General features: G+C 47.3%; 16 protein-coding genes. 6 read left to right on the forward strand and 10 right to left on the reverse strand.

Translation table 11 applies throughout. The features are described 5' to 3' along the window. Window positions 1-2 precede the first annotated feature (2 nt). The 3 genes from glmS (at window position 3) to gatC (ending at window position 4,432) form a co-directional block, all read left to right on the forward strand. Complete coding sequence (glmS, locus tag AB7D94_RS01425; protein ID WP_420263874.1) at window positions 3-1,862, forward strand: glutamine--fructose-6-phosphate transaminase (isomerizing); 1,860 nt, start codon at window positions 3-5, stop codon at window positions 1,860-1,862. 170 nt (window positions 1,863-2,032) lie between these two features. Further along, window positions 2,033-4,138: a UvrD-helicase domain-containing protein gene (locus AB7D94_RS01430; RefSeq protein WP_420263875.1), complete on the forward strand. Its 2,106-nt coding sequence runs from the start codon at window positions 2,033-2,035 to the stop codon at window positions 4,136-4,138. After that, window positions 4,139-4,432: an Asp-tRNA(Asn)/Glu-tRNA(Gln) amidotransferase subunit GatC gene (gene gatC / locus AB7D94_RS01435; protein ID WP_420263876.1), complete on the forward strand. Its 294-nt coding sequence runs from the start codon at window positions 4,139-4,141 to the stop codon at window positions 4,430-4,432. 76 nt (window positions 4,433-4,508) lie between these two features. On the opposite strand, the gene AB7D94_RS01440 is transcribed toward gatC, so the two are convergent. Next, on the reverse strand, window positions 4,509-5,276 hold the full coding sequence (locus tag AB7D94_RS01440) for a hypothetical protein (RefSeq protein WP_420263877.1): 768 nt from the start codon (window positions 5,274-5,276) through the stop codon (window positions 4,509-4,511). 448 nt (window positions 5,277-5,724) lie between these two features. Here AB7D94_RS01440 and AB7D94_RS01445 point away from each other — a divergent pair, with 448 nt between their 5' ends. Both AB7D94_RS01445 and AB7D94_RS01450 read left to right on the forward strand, forming a co-directional pair. Further along, a complete protein-coding gene (locus AB7D94_RS01445) occupies window positions 5,725-6,306 on the forward strand; it encodes a hypothetical protein (RefSeq protein WP_420263878.1) in 582 nt (193 codons plus the stop codon). Beyond that, on the forward strand, window positions 6,303-6,848 hold the full coding sequence (locus AB7D94_RS01450; protein WP_420263879.1) for a hypothetical protein: 546 nt from the start codon (window positions 6,303-6,305) through the stop codon (window positions 6,846-6,848). The genes AB7D94_RS01445 and AB7D94_RS01450 overlap by 4 nt, the downstream gene beginning before the upstream one ends. A 15-nt stretch (window positions 6,849-6,863) precedes the next feature. Here AB7D94_RS01450 and AB7D94_RS01455 read toward each other — a convergent pair whose 3' ends face one another. The 9 genes from AB7D94_RS01455 to AB7D94_RS01495 all read right to left on the reverse strand — a co-directional run bounded on the left by AB7D94_RS01455 (window position 6,864) and on the right by AB7D94_RS01495 (window position 13,330). Beyond that, a complete protein-coding gene (locus AB7D94_RS01455) occupies window positions 6,864-7,700 on the reverse strand; it encodes a TIGR02757 family protein (RefSeq protein ID WP_420263880.1) in 837 nt (278 codons plus the stop codon). Beyond that, complete coding sequence (gene ruvC, locus AB7D94_RS01460) at window positions 7,681-8,178, reverse strand: crossover junction endodeoxyribonuclease RuvC (protein WP_420263881.1); 498 nt, start codon at window positions 8,176-8,178, stop codon at window positions 7,681-7,683. The genes AB7D94_RS01455 and ruvC overlap by 20 nt, the downstream gene beginning before the upstream one ends. Before the next feature lie 9 nt (window positions 8,179-8,187). Further along, window positions 8,188-8,802: a D-sedoheptulose-7-phosphate isomerase gene (locus tag AB7D94_RS01465; protein ID WP_420263882.1), complete on the reverse strand. Its 615-nt coding sequence runs from the start codon at window positions 8,800-8,802 to the stop codon at window positions 8,188-8,190. Between the two features lie 32 nt (window positions 8,803-8,834). Beyond that, window positions 8,835-9,020 carry a hypothetical protein gene (locus tag AB7D94_RS01470; protein ID WP_420263883.1) on the reverse strand — a complete coding sequence of 62 codons (186 nt, stop codon included), beginning with the start codon at window positions 9,018-9,020 and terminating at the stop codon, window positions 8,835-8,837. 18 nt (window positions 9,021-9,038) lie between these two features. Continuing rightward, window positions 9,039-10,424: an argininosuccinate lyase gene (gene argH / locus AB7D94_RS01475; protein ID WP_420263884.1), complete on the reverse strand. Its 1,386-nt coding sequence runs from the start codon at window positions 10,422-10,424 to the stop codon at window positions 9,039-9,041. Between the two features lie 81 nt (window positions 10,425-10,505). After that, window positions 10,506-10,889, reverse strand: coding sequence for a response regulator (locus AB7D94_RS01480; RefSeq protein WP_420263885.1), 384 nt, complete (start codon window positions 10,887-10,889; stop codon window positions 10,506-10,508). A 104-nt stretch (window positions 10,890-10,993) separates the two neighbouring features. Next, entirely contained in the window at window positions 10,994-11,977 is a 984-nt protein-coding gene (gene nadA, locus AB7D94_RS01485) for a quinolinate synthase (protein WP_420263886.1), read from the reverse strand. Window positions 11,978-11,983: 6 nt separating this feature from the next. Next, window positions 11,984-12,880 carry a transglycosylase SLT domain-containing protein gene (locus AB7D94_RS01490; protein WP_420263888.1) on the reverse strand — a complete coding sequence of 299 codons (897 nt, stop codon included), beginning with the start codon at window positions 12,878-12,880 and terminating at the stop codon, window positions 11,984-11,986. A 213-nt stretch (window positions 12,881-13,093) separates the two neighbouring features. Further along, window positions 13,094-13,330: a sulfurtransferase TusA family protein gene (locus AB7D94_RS01495; RefSeq protein ID WP_420263889.1), complete on the reverse strand. Its 237-nt coding sequence runs from the start codon at window positions 13,328-13,330 to the stop codon at window positions 13,094-13,096. A gap of 216 nt (window positions 13,331-13,546) precedes the next feature. On the opposite strand from AB7D94_RS01495, the gene AB7D94_RS01500 reads away from it, so the two are divergent. Continuing rightward, the gene (locus AB7D94_RS01500) at window positions 13,547-14,689 is read left to right on the forward strand and encodes a tetratricopeptide repeat protein (protein ID WP_420263890.1); all 1,143 of its coding nucleotides are present in this window, start codon (window positions 13,547-13,549) and stop codon (window positions 14,687-14,689) included. Window positions 14,690-14,738 lie beyond the last annotated feature (49 nt).

A 14,738-nucleotide genomic window follows, 5' to 3' on the forward strand; every position in this document is an offset into this window, starting at 1 on the left:
CCATGTGTGGAATAATAGGATACATAGGACATAATAATTCGATAGAGATAACCCTTGAAGGACTAAGGAAACTCGAATACCGGGGGTATGACTCCGCCGGTGTTGCGTTCATCAGGGAAGACAATGGCCTGATGGAGATAGTCCGCTGTAAAGGGAAGATAAAAGAACTGATGGACAAACCCGCCCTGCAAAGCGTAAAAAGCAATGTCGCAATAGGTCATACCAGGTGGGCAACCCACGGCGGCCCGTCAGAAATCAACGCCCACCCACACAGGGTGGACGGCATAGCCATCGTACATAACGGGATAATAGAAAATTATATCGAACTCAAAAGGGCGCTCATAAAAGAAGGGGCAGTGTTTAACTCCGAAACAGATACCGAGGTCATGTGCCACCTGATAGCGTCGTTTTACAAAAAGGGCAGCTCATTCGAAGAGTCAGTATTGGAGGCAATAAAACTCCTGCACGGCTCATACGCGGTAAACGTGATATGTGAAAAAGAACAGGGCAAGATAATATGCGCCAAAAAGGACAGCCCGCTTGTCATTGGCCTGGGCGACGGGGAGTTTTTTAGCGCCTCAGACGTGCCGGCCTTTTTGAGCCACACACGCGACGTCATCTTCATGGAGGACGGCGAGATGGCAGTCCTTACAAGAGAAGGCGTGATAATACACGATGCGGCGGGTTCGTTAGTACACAGAGAACCGGTAAAGATAACCTGGAGCCCATCAATGGCGGAAAAGGGCGGCTACCGGCATTTTATGCTCAAGGAGATATTTGAACAGCCCCGCGCCATCGCGGATACAATAACAGGCCGCGCCAATCTCAGCACTGGAACTGTTAATTTGTACGAATTTGGACTTAGCGAAGATGAGATAAGGTCAACAAAGAAGATATTCATAGTCGCCTGCGGCACATCATGGCACGCCGCCCTGTGCGGCAAGTACATGATAGAGGAATTGGCGGGGATACCTGTGGAGGTTGACATCGCCTCAGAGTTTCGCTACCGTAGGCCGATAATAGGCGTAGGCGATTTATTTATCGCCATAACGCAATCAGGCGAGACAGCGGACACACTTGCCGCCCTCAAAGAGGCAAAGAGGCGTGGCGCTAAGACCCTGGCCATATGTAACGTGGTAGGCAGCACCGCCTCAAGGGAATCCGATTACGTGTTTTATACACATTCCGGGCCTGAAATCGGCGTGGCCTCCACGAAGGCGTTTGTAACCCAACTGGTGTCGCTGTATTTGTTGTCCATCGCACTGGATATAAAGTCTGTGGCAAGTGTGGGGCGGCAGTTGTCCGCACAGTTGTTTAAAGAAGGCCCGTCGGACTTAGATGAGCTTCTTCATATCCCCGCCCTGTTAGAGACCGTCCTCATAGCCGACGCCGAGATAGAGAAAATAGCGCGGCAGTTGTCCAAATCCACCGGCTTTCTGTTTTTAGGCCGTGGAATTCTCTTTCCTATTGCCCTTGAAGGGGCGCTGAAACTAAAGGAAATCTCCTACATACACGCCGAGGGCTACCCTGCCGGTGAGATGAAACACGGCCCGATTGCCCTTATAGACGAGGGCCTGCCGGTTGTCATTCTCCTATCGAAAGATACACTGTACGAAAAGGTCATATCGAATATCCAGGAGGTAAAATCAAGGGGCGGCAAGACGGTGGTTATCTCAAACGAGGACGACGACGGGGTCAGGGAGTTGTCTGATTACTTTTTATTAGTGCCGCGCTCAAATAGATTCCTCGACGCGATTGTCATGGCGCTGCCGCTGCAGCTCCTGGCATACCACATAGCGGTAATAAGAGGCTGCGACGTTGACCAGCCGAGAAACCTGGCCAAGAGCGTAACTGTGGAATAAAATAATATAACTAAAATATGGTGAAATTTGTTATTATAAGAGTTCCGGGAGTTGGGAGGAATGACAGAGGATTTTGCGTTAGACAAGTTGAGTGGGCAGTAAGGGCTTAATGGTGCAGCAGAAATAAAACTAAATCAAGGTGAAATTTGTTATCATAGGAGTTAGAGGAAATGACAAAGAATCTTGCGTTAGATAAGTTAAGCGAGCAACAAGAGGCAGCCATAGATTATATGGACGGCCCGGTGCTTGTCTTAGCGGGGGCAGGGTGTGGAAAGACTCAGCTCATAACCCACAAATATGCCCACCTTTACAACAAAGACAAGAAAAAGTACGGTTCCATGCTTGCGGTAACGCTCACAAATAAGGCAGCCGATGAGATGAGAGACCGGATTGCCTGCGAGATAGGCGGCGACCCCGGCAACAATCTCAAGGGTGCATGGGTAGGGACATTTTACTCACAGTGCAATCGCATACTGCTAAAGGAGAAGGCCTCCATTGGGATTACGGAGGATTATGTAATATATGACACTGAGGACCAGTGCAGGCTGATTCGCCATATTCTCAACGATATGAAACTCTACGAGGCCCTGTACAAGGGCATTTCCAGCAAGATACGATACTTCAAATCCTCACTCCTGACCCCCGACGAGCTGCTCAGTACGTATAGCAATTTCGATTTCGACGAAAAACTCCTGAAGGTCTATGTCCGCTATCAGGACGAGATGAGAAAGACAAACGCCCTTGACTACGACGATTTAATCTCATACACAATAAGGTTATTTGAAGAACATCCGGAGATTTTAGGCACGTATCGCGAGATATTTTCCTACATACTGGTTGATGAATTTCAGGATACCACCTATGCCCAGTACCAGTTCCTTAAACTGCTTGCCGGTGACAACATCTTCGTGGCTGGCGACGATGACCAGACTATTTATAAGTCCCGTGAGTTTGAGGCGGGGAATATATTGACAAAGTATGAGACTGATTTTGCAAATACGAAGCTCCTGAGGCTTGAGCAGTCATTCAGGTGTACGCAAAACATACTGCAAGTCTCCGGCAGTGTCATATCAAAAAACACATACAGAAAACCTAAACTCCTGTGGACAGACAAAAAAGCCGGCGAGAAGGTGTGCCACTACTGGTTCATGTCCGAGGAGGATGAGGCTAAGTATATAGCGAAAAACATAAAGGACCTCTATCTGAAGGGGAATTATTCGTACAGCGACATCGCTATTCTCTACAGGGTGAACCTCCAGTCGAGGGTAATTGAGGAGGCACTAAAAAACGAGAGGATACCGTTTAAGATAATAGGCAGCACTGCGGTTTACCACAAAAGGGAGACCAAGGATTTAATCTCATACTTACGGATGATATGGAACAAGGACGACAACGTCAGCCTTAGGTGGATTATAAACCAACCCAACAGGGGAATTACCGCCAACTCACTGAATAAGATAGAAAACGAGGCAAAAAAAGAGGGCATAAGCCTGTACAAGGCCATCGTAAAGCTCTGCACAGGGAAGGGATTTTCCTCCGCGATAAAGGAAAAACTCGCTAATTTCCTGTCGCTGCTCGACGTGCTTTCCGAAAAAAAGGATATTACCCTTTCCCAAGGGATAAAGCTGGTTTCTACTCACACCAGCTTTATAGAGGCCCTTGACGAAGGCTCATTAAACGACATCTCAGAGATAATGTTCCGCTCAGGAAATCTGCCATTAGGCGAATTTCTCGCAAACGTATCTCTCACCACCGCCAACGACGACGTCAGGAGCAGCAGCGCCGTATCCCTGATGACCCTGTATAACGTCAAGGGGATGGAATTCCCCGTTGTGTTTATAAGCGGTCTTGAAGACGGCCTTATTCCATATTTTAAGGCAACAGAGACTAATGAAGAGCTGGACGAAGAGAGACGGCTTTTTTATCTCGGAATGACCCGCGCCAAGGACATCTTATTTATGACCGGTGCAAGGAAGCGGCGGTTATACGCCAAGTTTCAGAATCAGGAACCCTCGCGTTTCCTGAAGGACATCCCCAAGGACTGCTGCCTGTGGATAGAGAAAAACGCCATCCCGGCAAACGCGTCCTCCAAGGTGCCGCTGCCCCCTGTGGAATTCCCATATAACACGGGATGCCGCGTAAAACACCCCAAATGGGGAATCGGCGTTATCAGGGATTGTTACGGCGAGAAAAACGACATCAAGGTAACAGTGAATTTCCCCGAAATAGGGGTGAAGCGGCTGGCGCTGAAGTATGCGAATCTGGAGAAAATATAGATGGCGGATAAGATAACAGAAAGGGATGTAACGCACATAGCCGCACTATCGCGCCTAAAGTTGAGCGCTGAGGAAACCGGTATGCTTGGCAGGCAGTTAAATGATATCCTGTTGTACATTGAAAAACTCAACGAGCTGGACACCACAGGCATTGAGCCGACATCACACATACTTCCTCTGAAAAACATCTACCGTGAAGACCACACAGAGACACCGCTTGACAGAGGCGCCGCCCTCTCAAATGCCCCCGACAAGACCGAACGCTTCTATAAGGTAGCCCGAATTATTGAGTAACGGGCCAAAGATTAACAACAAAGATTAAAGACGAAGGGGGGTAACCCCCCTTCACCCGTATTTCGCACCGGGCTGTTTAAAACCTCGTAACTTTGATACCGACAAAGGACATTTGTCTGACATAATCCTCAAAGGGGAGTTCTTTTACATAGCTTGGCGTTTGTGCGTTTTTCCTGCCGCTAGCGTGAATGAGATAGACCTTGCCGCCTTCTTTTTTTATAATCCCCAGGTGGGCAACGATTTCACCAACGACGCGTTTCTCAACGGCCTTGATAAAATAGATGATGTCGCCACTGTTTAGTTTGTCTATTGAATCAATAATGGCGTCTTTTGGGAGAATCTCCGTGGACTCAATCCCCCGCGCACCCTTTATCTTGACCGCAGTGCCGATTTCTGCGGTAATGTCCTTCCCCCATTTGCCGCTTAAGATCATGTCCTCGGCATATTCAAACCTATCATCATAGTTTGTTACCTTGCCTGCCTCATCAAGTGTGCCGAGGCCCTTGAAGCGCAACCTCAGGGCAGCGTTTACCGCCCCATCAGGGGTGACTCCGCTGGATAGTTCCACCGCCCTGAACGTGTGGTACATGCAGTCAACCGCGCCGTCATATACAATGACCTTGTTACGCACATACGCGCCAAGCGGGTCTGTGTCATAGGGGGTGCCAACAAACTGCTCCGCCCAAAAGGCAATCCTCTGCCCTAATGGCAGCCCCGAAATACTCTCCTGTGTCTTTGATATGTTGTCCGGCGTCCCAACAAACGCCCCGGCTGAGGCCGCCGCCATAAGAAAGAGGATGAGAAATAACAATATCCTTCGCATGTCATATAATATCAAACGCATATCATATAATATCAAAAAACGGGGGAATACGGCAATCTGCTGTCATTAAAAAATAGCTAACGTCGCTACAAAATAATTCAAGCTCAGCGTTGTCATAACGCAACAGCGTTGTTACATATGAGTAACAGGCTTATTACATATGAGTAACATTAAGATGTTACATTGTTGTAACACTATATAATATATTATTTAATTGATTATTTTTGTTGACAAAAAAATAATATTATGTATAATACAAACATAGATTGTCAGCATGGCTGGAAGAGTTGGTTGAAGACAGTGTGTGCGTAGAGGAAGGATAGGGGAATGGAAGGTACAAACCAGGCAGCGGGTACGGTATTTTGCAAATAAATTCTAAAGGGGGTTGGCCTTGCCCATAATACCAGTCGTGTACTGGAGGCGAAATCCTCATTCAAACGGTAGCTGGTCTCTGCGCGGGGGAGCCAGAGTGAATACGCCCTCCAGCAATTTTGAATTATTGGACTTTTATCGCAACGAGATAAAGCATGAGTTCAACTTATTAGGGCTGAGAATGGGCTGGTATTTGCTAGGTCAATCTTTTTTGATTTCTGCTTTTGCTGTTTGTCTTGATCCCAAGTATTCTACACCGCCTACTTCCGAAACTTGGTTTTTGTATGTGATAGCCGCCCTCGGCTTCGTTACCTCTGCGATGATTATTCCGTCCCTTGAGGGGGCACATGTCACTGCGAATAGATATATAAATAAAAAACGCCGCCTTTTAAGCCAACACCACGATGAATTGAAAGAGCGCAAAATTGAGCGTGATGATTTTTTTGATGATTATTTTATCAGAGATGATGTTATTCATGAATATAGTTTGCTTTTCTCGCGCGCCATTCCTTGTGTTTTCTTAATATTATGGCCAGAAATTGGTATTTACAAATGCTGTAAATTTTCAACGTGTAAGTGGACACTGATGATCGTCGTTGGTTTCGGGTTGTTTGCAGCCTTCATGGTGTTTCTATACAAGTGGAGTGCGATAGTAATCAAAAATAAGGAGGCATTATGACTGAAGAGCGTAGAGATAATATTGACCTTTTTAAGTATTATGGAGAACAGAAGAAGGTTGAACATGAATTATTAACACATAGAATGAGCTGGTATATGTTAAGTCAATCCTTTCTAATTATCTCTTTTACCACTTGTCTTGGGCACACAGTTCCTCCTGTAAATTATTTTTTATACATAATTCCCATACTCGGTTTCTCAACCACCCTACTTATTTGGCCAGCTATTTATGGTGCGATAACAACCATAAACATGTGGCATGATAAGAAATACAAATTCATAAAGCAGTTGATATTGGATTGCAAAACTGGTTGCAAAATGGGTTGCAGAAGGTGGTGCAGAACAGGAAGGTGCCCTGAAATAGGAGCCCATACAATCGATCGCCATTATCTTTCAATCTCACCCACAGCCGTAGAAAGACGGGATGATATTCATCTAAATAGTCTTCTATTTGCGAAATATCATCCTCTGATTTTCTTGATATTATGGTTAGGGGTTCTTATTATGGATGGCTACGGCCTCTTTGACAAAGGCTGGCTTTAATAATCTGACGCCCCATCAGCCGGTATAAATAGCACATGACTTACAGATGTTGTCATCACGCATGGCACCACACGCCCCTGATATGCCGTGGTGGCACAGGGCGAAGTCGTATTTGAGCGGGTCGTCAGGGTCGAGGCGCCTCAGGGCCTCTGTTATCTGCACGGCCGTCTTCCAGTCGTTACCCTTTCGATTTGTCAGGCCAAGGCACCGTGAGATCCTTGCAATATGCGTATCAAGGGGGATGATGAGCGAGTTTTTGGGGATTTCTGTCCATATGCCAAGGTCAATGTCGGCGTCTCTGACCATCCAGCGCAGAAACATATTAAATCGCTTACACGCCCCACCCTTATATGGCGATGGAAAGAGCTGGCGCAACCCCGGTGGTTTGACGTTACTGCCATAGACTGCCGATGTGTTTGTTGAGAGCATACCATCAGAAAATTCCCCCAGCCCCTCATATATTGAGCCATGAAATGATCGCATGAAGGCGTTTTTTATTGAGCCGTGTGTGACTATCGCCCTGTGCAGGATGTAAATAAAGGCGATTATGTCCTCGTTTTTGTTAAACCTGTACGAAATCCCCGAAAAGAGCCACGCCTGGCGCTTTATGTCAAACTCCCGCAGAAAATCCGCCGGACTTGACCCCATCATAGAGAGGATTTTCCCTATTACCGGCTTAAACAGTTCTACTTTACCGTAGGCAAGGCAGGCCGCTATAAGACCAGCCGCCTCTATATCTTGCCGGTAGGTACATCGGCGCGGGAACTCAATAGGGTCATTATTAACCCTTTCGCCGAAATCGAATGTTGAATAAAACCCGTCAAGGAGGGTTTTAAGGTTTCCCGATGCCATAGAGTTCCGTCATGTTAAGGTGTGTAAGGGCGAGGGCGAGCGCGTCTGAGCTGTCTGGTGACAGCGCGATGTCTATATGTAAAATCGCCTTTATCATGGCCATTACCTGCGATTTCTCCGCCCTGCCGTAGCCCGTTAACGCCTTTTTCACCTCAAGCGGGCTGTATTCAAACACGGGGATGCCAACAACCGACGCCGAAAGCAGCGCCACCCCACGCGCATGTCCGAGGCTTAGGGCGGCCTTAATGTTGCTTGCAAAGAATATCTTCTCAACCACGGCCTCATCGGGGCTATATGTGTCTATCGCCTCCCTCAGCCCCTCGTATACGCGTTTTAATCTCTTTGGGAGCGGCTGCCCCTTAGGGACGGCTATCTCTCCTGATGCCACATAGACGATTGACTTGCCCTCTTTTCTCAGCACTCCGTAGCCGCACACGATACTGCCCGGGTCAATGCCGATTGCCGTCTTAATGGACATGCTGTTTATTTACGATTTAGCCGCGCTTACGGCCTGCTTTGTCTTCTTTGCGGGAAACTCAAACAGTATCGTCTCCACAAGTTCACATATCACATGCCCAATCGTTATATGAGTTTCCTGGATGCGCGCGGCGTCCTCCGATGGCACAATAAAGGCAATTGTGGATTTCTCCGCGAATTTTATCCCCTTAGCCCCTGTGAAGGCAATCACCGTGAGTTTCTTTTTTTTTGCCGCGTCAACGGCCTTCAATACATTTTTTGAGCCGCCGCTTGTGCTTATCGCAATAACAACATCCCCTGTGTCGGCGATGCTCTTTACCTGACGGGCGAATATGTCGGAAAAGTCGTAGTCATTGGCAATTGAGGTCAGCACGGCCATATCTGTGTTGAGGGCAATGGCGGGAAGGCCGGGGCGCTCACGCTTGAATCTGTTTATGAATTCGGCGGCGATATGAGAGGCGTCGCTTGAGGAGCCACCGTTGCCAAACAGCAGGAGTTTCCTGCCCTTACTGAAGGCGTCGGCGATAGTCCTGGCTGCCTCGGCTACCTTTTCGGAGTTTTCGTTAAAAAACCTCTCCTTTACGGCAATACTCTCTCTTACTATTTTTAAGATTGTCTCATTCATATTGTTTATCACCCCCTATTTCTCCCCTTGCGTTATTGGGGTCTCAAACGGCTGGTGTCCTCTTCGTACGGGCTTAACTCCCCCTGCGGTTTTTGCGGTGGGGCTTCCTTCTTTTCGGCACCACTGGTCTCCTTAAGCGTGGGCGGCCCTTTATGTCCGCATGATATTAATACAAACGACAACAGCGCCGCGATGGCAATTATGATTATTTTTTTCATCCCTTTTTCATTCCTCTATCATTCCTCTGTCCAGTTCTTATCAACTTTCTCACGAATCCTTATTAACTGCTCTTCAACCTCTCCAGTCCCGCCGTATGATTTCCTGCCCTTCACCGATGCCTCAACGGTCAGGCGTGAGTATATATCATTATCAATCAAATCTGAGAATGTCTTAAATTCTTCAATCGTCAATTCATGGAGATCCATAGACTTATCAACACAATATTTGACGATGTTGCCAGTGACTTCATGCGCCTCTCTGAACGGCATTTTTTTTGTTACCAGATATTCGGCCAAATCGGTTGCCAGAGAAAACCCCTCGGCGGCGGTTTTTCGCATACGTTCTTTGTTGAATTTAATGTGTTTAAACATTTCGTTTATAACAATTAGGACGTTTTTTACTGTTTTAATAACGTCAAAAAGCGGCTCTTTGTCTTCCTGCATATCCCTGTTGTAAGCCAGCGGAAGGGCCTTCATCGTCGTAAGTATGGAAACCAATGCGCCATAAACCCTGCCGGTCTTACCCCTGATGAGTTCGGCAACATCGGGGTTTTTCTTTTGCGGCATAATGGATGAGCCTGTTGTATAGGCATCAGATATTTCGATAAAAGAGAATTCCTTCGTACTCCACAAAACCAATTCCTCGGCCATTCTGCTCATGTGCATCATCAGAATCGAAGAATTGGATATGAATTCGATAACAAAGTCCCTGTCTGAAACGGCATCAATGCTGTTGTCTGAGATGCGCTTAAACTTGAGCTGCTTTGCCACGCTCTCCCTATTTATATTTAATGTAGTTCCGGCAAGGGCACATGCCCCAAGTGGAAGCGTGTCTATTCTTTTGTAGGCGTCTTTGTATCTCTCCTTGTCTCTTTCAAACATCTCCACATATGCAAGGAGATGATGGGCAAGCGTAACTGGCTGTGCCCTTTGCATATGTGTATAGCCGGGCATTATCGTATTTATGTTGGCTTGTGAAATCCCTATTAAGGTTTTTTGAAATATTTTTATTAGTTTTATAACATCATCTGTTGCGTCTCTGAGATAGAGTCTTATGTCGAGAGCTACTTGGTCGTTTCTTGATCGCGCAGTGTGGAGTTTTTTCCCAGTTTCAGGACAGAAATTAATAAGTTCGGCCTCTATATGCATGTGGATGTCTTCAACGGCATTGTCGAACTTGAATTCATCCCACGTGAGCTCAACTCCGATTGCGCCAAGGTTGGTAATTATTTCGTCTGCCTCTTCTTTTGCTATAATACCCTGTTCTGAAAGCATCATTGCGTGTGCTATAGATCCCCTGATGTCCTCATCCCACAACCGTTTATCGAACGAAATGGACTCAGTAAAGTCCTGGACGCTCTTTGCCGTTTCTTCTGTGAATCTGCCAGACCATAGTTTGCTCATACTGTTAAGGATAAAATTTTGCCCGCCAATTGGTCAACATGAATTTAACAAAGTGTCATAGCAAAGACGAAATGTCCTGAGTCAGGCCAAAAATTTAGTCAGGAGGTTTAACAATTGTTCTGGTTTGAACGGCTTTATGATCCAGCCGGTGGCCCCTGCCAGCTTCCCCTCGTGCCTTCTGGAGACATGAGCCTCTGTGGTCAGCATAATTATTGGGATAAAGCGGTACGCGTGTATTTGCCGTGCCTGTATAACAAACTCAAGGCCGTTCATGTTCGGCATGTTGATGTCAACGAACATCATATCAACCTTTTTGTCCTTTGACTTGACTAATTCGTCTAATTTAGCAAGGGCATCGCCGCCGTCAACCGCCTCCAGTACCTCGTAACCGGCATTGGCCAGCGTCAGGCCGACAAGCTGTCTTACACTGGCTGAATCGTCAACTATTAGAATAAGTCTCTTCATTTCTGTCAGTATATTATACACTAAGGCGATTTAAAAAAGCTGAACTATTTTTTTGTGTTAATATTCTGCGTGTCTGATTGTGTGCATGGGGGCGGTCTGCGCCGCTACAGCGAAAGCATTCTATTGAGGGCCTTCCATGCCAACTCCCGTGTTTTACTGCTTACTTTCACTACGTGTTTCATTTCTTTCAGGGAGGCATAGACGGATTCGAGGGTGGTTTTTTTCATATTTGGGCACACCATGTCTGTTCTAAGGGGATAAAACACCTTGTCAGGGTTTTCTTTTCTCAGCCTGTAAAGCAGTCCCATCTCCGTCCCTACGATAAATTCCACCGAAGACGACTTCGCCACGAATTTCAGCATCCCCGACGTGCTTGCCACGTTGTCCGCCATTTCCAGTATGTTGAGCCTACACTCGGGGTGAGCCATAAGGATGGCGTTGGGATGGGCCTTTCTGGCCTTTTCGACGTCCGACGGCCTTATCCTGTCGTGCACATGGCAGTAGCCGTCCCATGATATTATCTCTTTTTTCGTGTTCTTTGCCGCCCATGCGGACAAATTCTTATCCGGTACACAGATTACCCGCTCATCAGGGAGGGATTCAATGACCTCCACGACGTTTGCCGATGTGCAGCATATATCACTTTCCGCCTTCACCTCGGCGGTTGTGTTGACGTAGGCCACAACAGGCACGCCGGGATAGTCCCTTTTAATATCTGCAAGCGTATATTTAACCGGATATACATACCGCGGTGGCTCCTTGTATCCGGGGAACGCCTCATACAGCTCTCTCTCCATGCCGACACTAATCATATCCGCCATCGGGCAGAAGGCATCATAGGCCGTCAGCAGCACCACCTTGTCAGGCGACAGTATTGAGGCGCTTTCGGCCATAAAGTTAACGCCGCAAAACACAATTACATCACAGTCTGTTGACGCGGCCTTTCTTGACAACTCAAGGGAATCACCCGTCATGTCGGCAATCTCCTGTACCTCGTCCCGCTGGTAGTTATGGGCAATAATCAGCGCGTTTCTCTGCTCTTTAAGTCTTTGTATCTTTTCCTTCAGATTTTCAGGGGATTCGCTCATGGCCTGCTAAAACCTTCCCGACAACGGCTTATTAACATACTGGGGTGTGTTCGTATAGAGCACAGTGCCGTCTGGCATGGCCACCCTGAATATGTGTGAGTCGAGGCTCTGGCTGGCACCCTGGCTATATGAACGGGGGCAATATGGCTGATAGTTGCCGCCATTGTAAGTGCTCAGCACCTTAGCCACATATTCCTGAGTCTCCGCATAGGGGGGGATTGTCCCGTAGCGGTCAACGGCATTCGGGCCGGCGTTGTAACCGGCGAGGGCTAAGGATACGTTACCGTTAAATTTAGCCAACAAGTATTTCAAATATCTGGCACCGCCGTCTATATTCTGAGTAGGGTCATAGGGGTTGTTGACAGACAGCAGACTTGCCGTGCCCGGCATCAATTGCATCAGCCCCATAGCGCCCTTGGGAGACAGGGCGTCGCTATTCCAGTTTGACTCGGCCTTTATTACCGCCTTCAGGAGGCTTGGGTCAATGTTGTGTTGCGCCGCCTTGAGGTGTACGATTTCCTCGTAGTCCTTAAGGTTTGCGGCCTGTTGTTTTACGTCGTTACTGCCGGTAGGCGCTGGCACTGCCGACTGGACAGCTTGCTTTGGTTTGTCGGCGCTTGTGGGCGCGGCGGCCAGTTTATCCAAACTGCCGGTTACCACCACCTTTGCTGGTGGCTTAGTGTCGGAGTGCTCCGTTTGTTTCGGGGGGGACTTGAATAACCTCACATATTTAGGACTTTTAGCCACATCAGTGTAATAGACAACCCCATTGGCGTCGATAAACTTGTATATATCGGCGTCGGCCGCGGCACACAATGCCATGCACCCCGCAGCCGACAGGACAGCTATAATCACCCTCTTAAATATTCTAAGCATATCCTGCGGCACAATTTCTGCCGTCAATTAAGTCCGCCGCCCAAAAGGCCTGCACACGGCGCAACTCCACCCCCTTTAACTTTCCATGTTAACCGGCAACCCATTAACCGGTTGTATGTCATAATGCCGTGACGCGCTAACCCGGCCTACAGCGTAAACCGACCGGACAGCACCACCTACACCATAGGTATTCCATCGGCAAAAACAAGCATAATGTTTAGGCAGTAACTGCCGTATTTCTTATGCCTTTTTAATAAAAAAAGATATAACGTTTCCGTTTTCTTTCGTTTCAAGGAGTTCATGGCCTAATCTGCTCAAAAGGGCCGGAATATCCGACTTTGAACCGGCATCGGTTGATTGAACCTCAAGTACCTTCCCTGACGCCAGGGCATCAATGGCCTTTTTTGTCTTTAATACCGGCATGGGGCAATTCAACCCCTTAGTGTCAAGAATCTCATCGGGCTTTATATCTGCCATTACAACCTCCGTAACACGCGTTATATGTATTGGCCAATGGCCATTTTCTTACAGCCGCCGAAACTGCGGCTCATCTAACCAGTGGTATTTTACTTCAATATCATAAAATTGTCAACATCCCCCAAAAATGACGTTGCAACGGTGAATTTAGTTATGGTATTATGTATCGTTGTTATATGTATAGCTATTATAATAGGGATATGGAGGCGCTGAGAGATGGGTATACTGAGGACGCTGACCGCGGCGGAGACCTACATTATTGCCGGTGTTTTGTTAGGATTGGCAGGGATATTAACCGCGTACTGGCTGCACAGCTCAAAGAAAAATAAGGAAAAAGGGATAATTATGTCTAAGATTGAAAATGCTGAAAAGGTTCGGGAGATTAATCCGAATGAGGCTTTGGATATATATGAAGAGATATTAGACACCCTGTCCGCAGACAAATATCCCCGATTGTACGCCCGAATACATCATGGAGAAGGGTTATGTTATTACTCCTTATCTTTAGTAAAAGATAAAGAAGATAATCTGAAACTCTCAATAATCTCCTTTGAGAAAGCGCTGAAAATCAGAACGATTGAGGAATATCCTGTGGAATACGCGGCAACTCAAAACAACCTGGGAAATACCTATGCTATCCTCGCGCAAATACGCGATAAAGAGATGAATTTAACCCTTGCTATTAAGGCATACCTTGAGGCTCTCATCATCAGAACGGCTGACAAATTTCCCGCTGAGCACGCCACAACTCAGAACAGCCTCGGAAACGCCTATCAGAGCCTGTCAGAGGTGCGCGACAGAGAGGATAAATTGAGCCTTGCCATTGCGGCATACGAGGATGCCCTTGTAATCAGAACTGAGGAAGAATTTCCAGCCGACTACGCGACGACTCAAAATAATCTTGGAAACGCATACACCGGCCTATCGCAGGTATGCGATAAAGAGGCGAACTTAGACCTTGCAATTGAGGCATACGGGGAGGCACTGAAGGTAAGAACTGTTGAGAAATATCCCATAGATTACGCCAGGACTCAAAACAGCCTTGGCGTCGCATACAGGAAACTGTCGCAGATTCGGGATAAGGAGTACAATTTAACCCGTGCTATTGAGGCATATGGGGAGGCGCTGAAAATCAGAACCGCCGACAAACTCCCTATTGACTACGCGGCGACACAAAATAATCTCGGCGCCGCATACAGAAACCTGTCAAAGGTAAGGGACAAAGAAGAAATGTTAACCCGTGCAATTGAGGCATATGAAGAGGCACTGAAAATCTGGACAGCCGACAAATTCCCTGCCGATTACGCGCGAACCCAAAGCAACCTCCTGATTGCTCAGAAAAACCTGGATATACCTTAATACCTCCGGCGCGCCCCCGTGCTGTGAGGCTGCGCCGGAGATTCCGCTG

Origin of the sequence: Candidatus Magnetominusculus dajiuhuensis (assembly GCF_046044395.1) — a bacterium.
Taxonomy (GTDB): Bacteria; Nitrospirota; Thermodesulfovibrionia; order Thermodesulfovibrionales; family Magnetobacteriaceae; genus Magnetominusculus; species Magnetominusculus dajiuhuensis.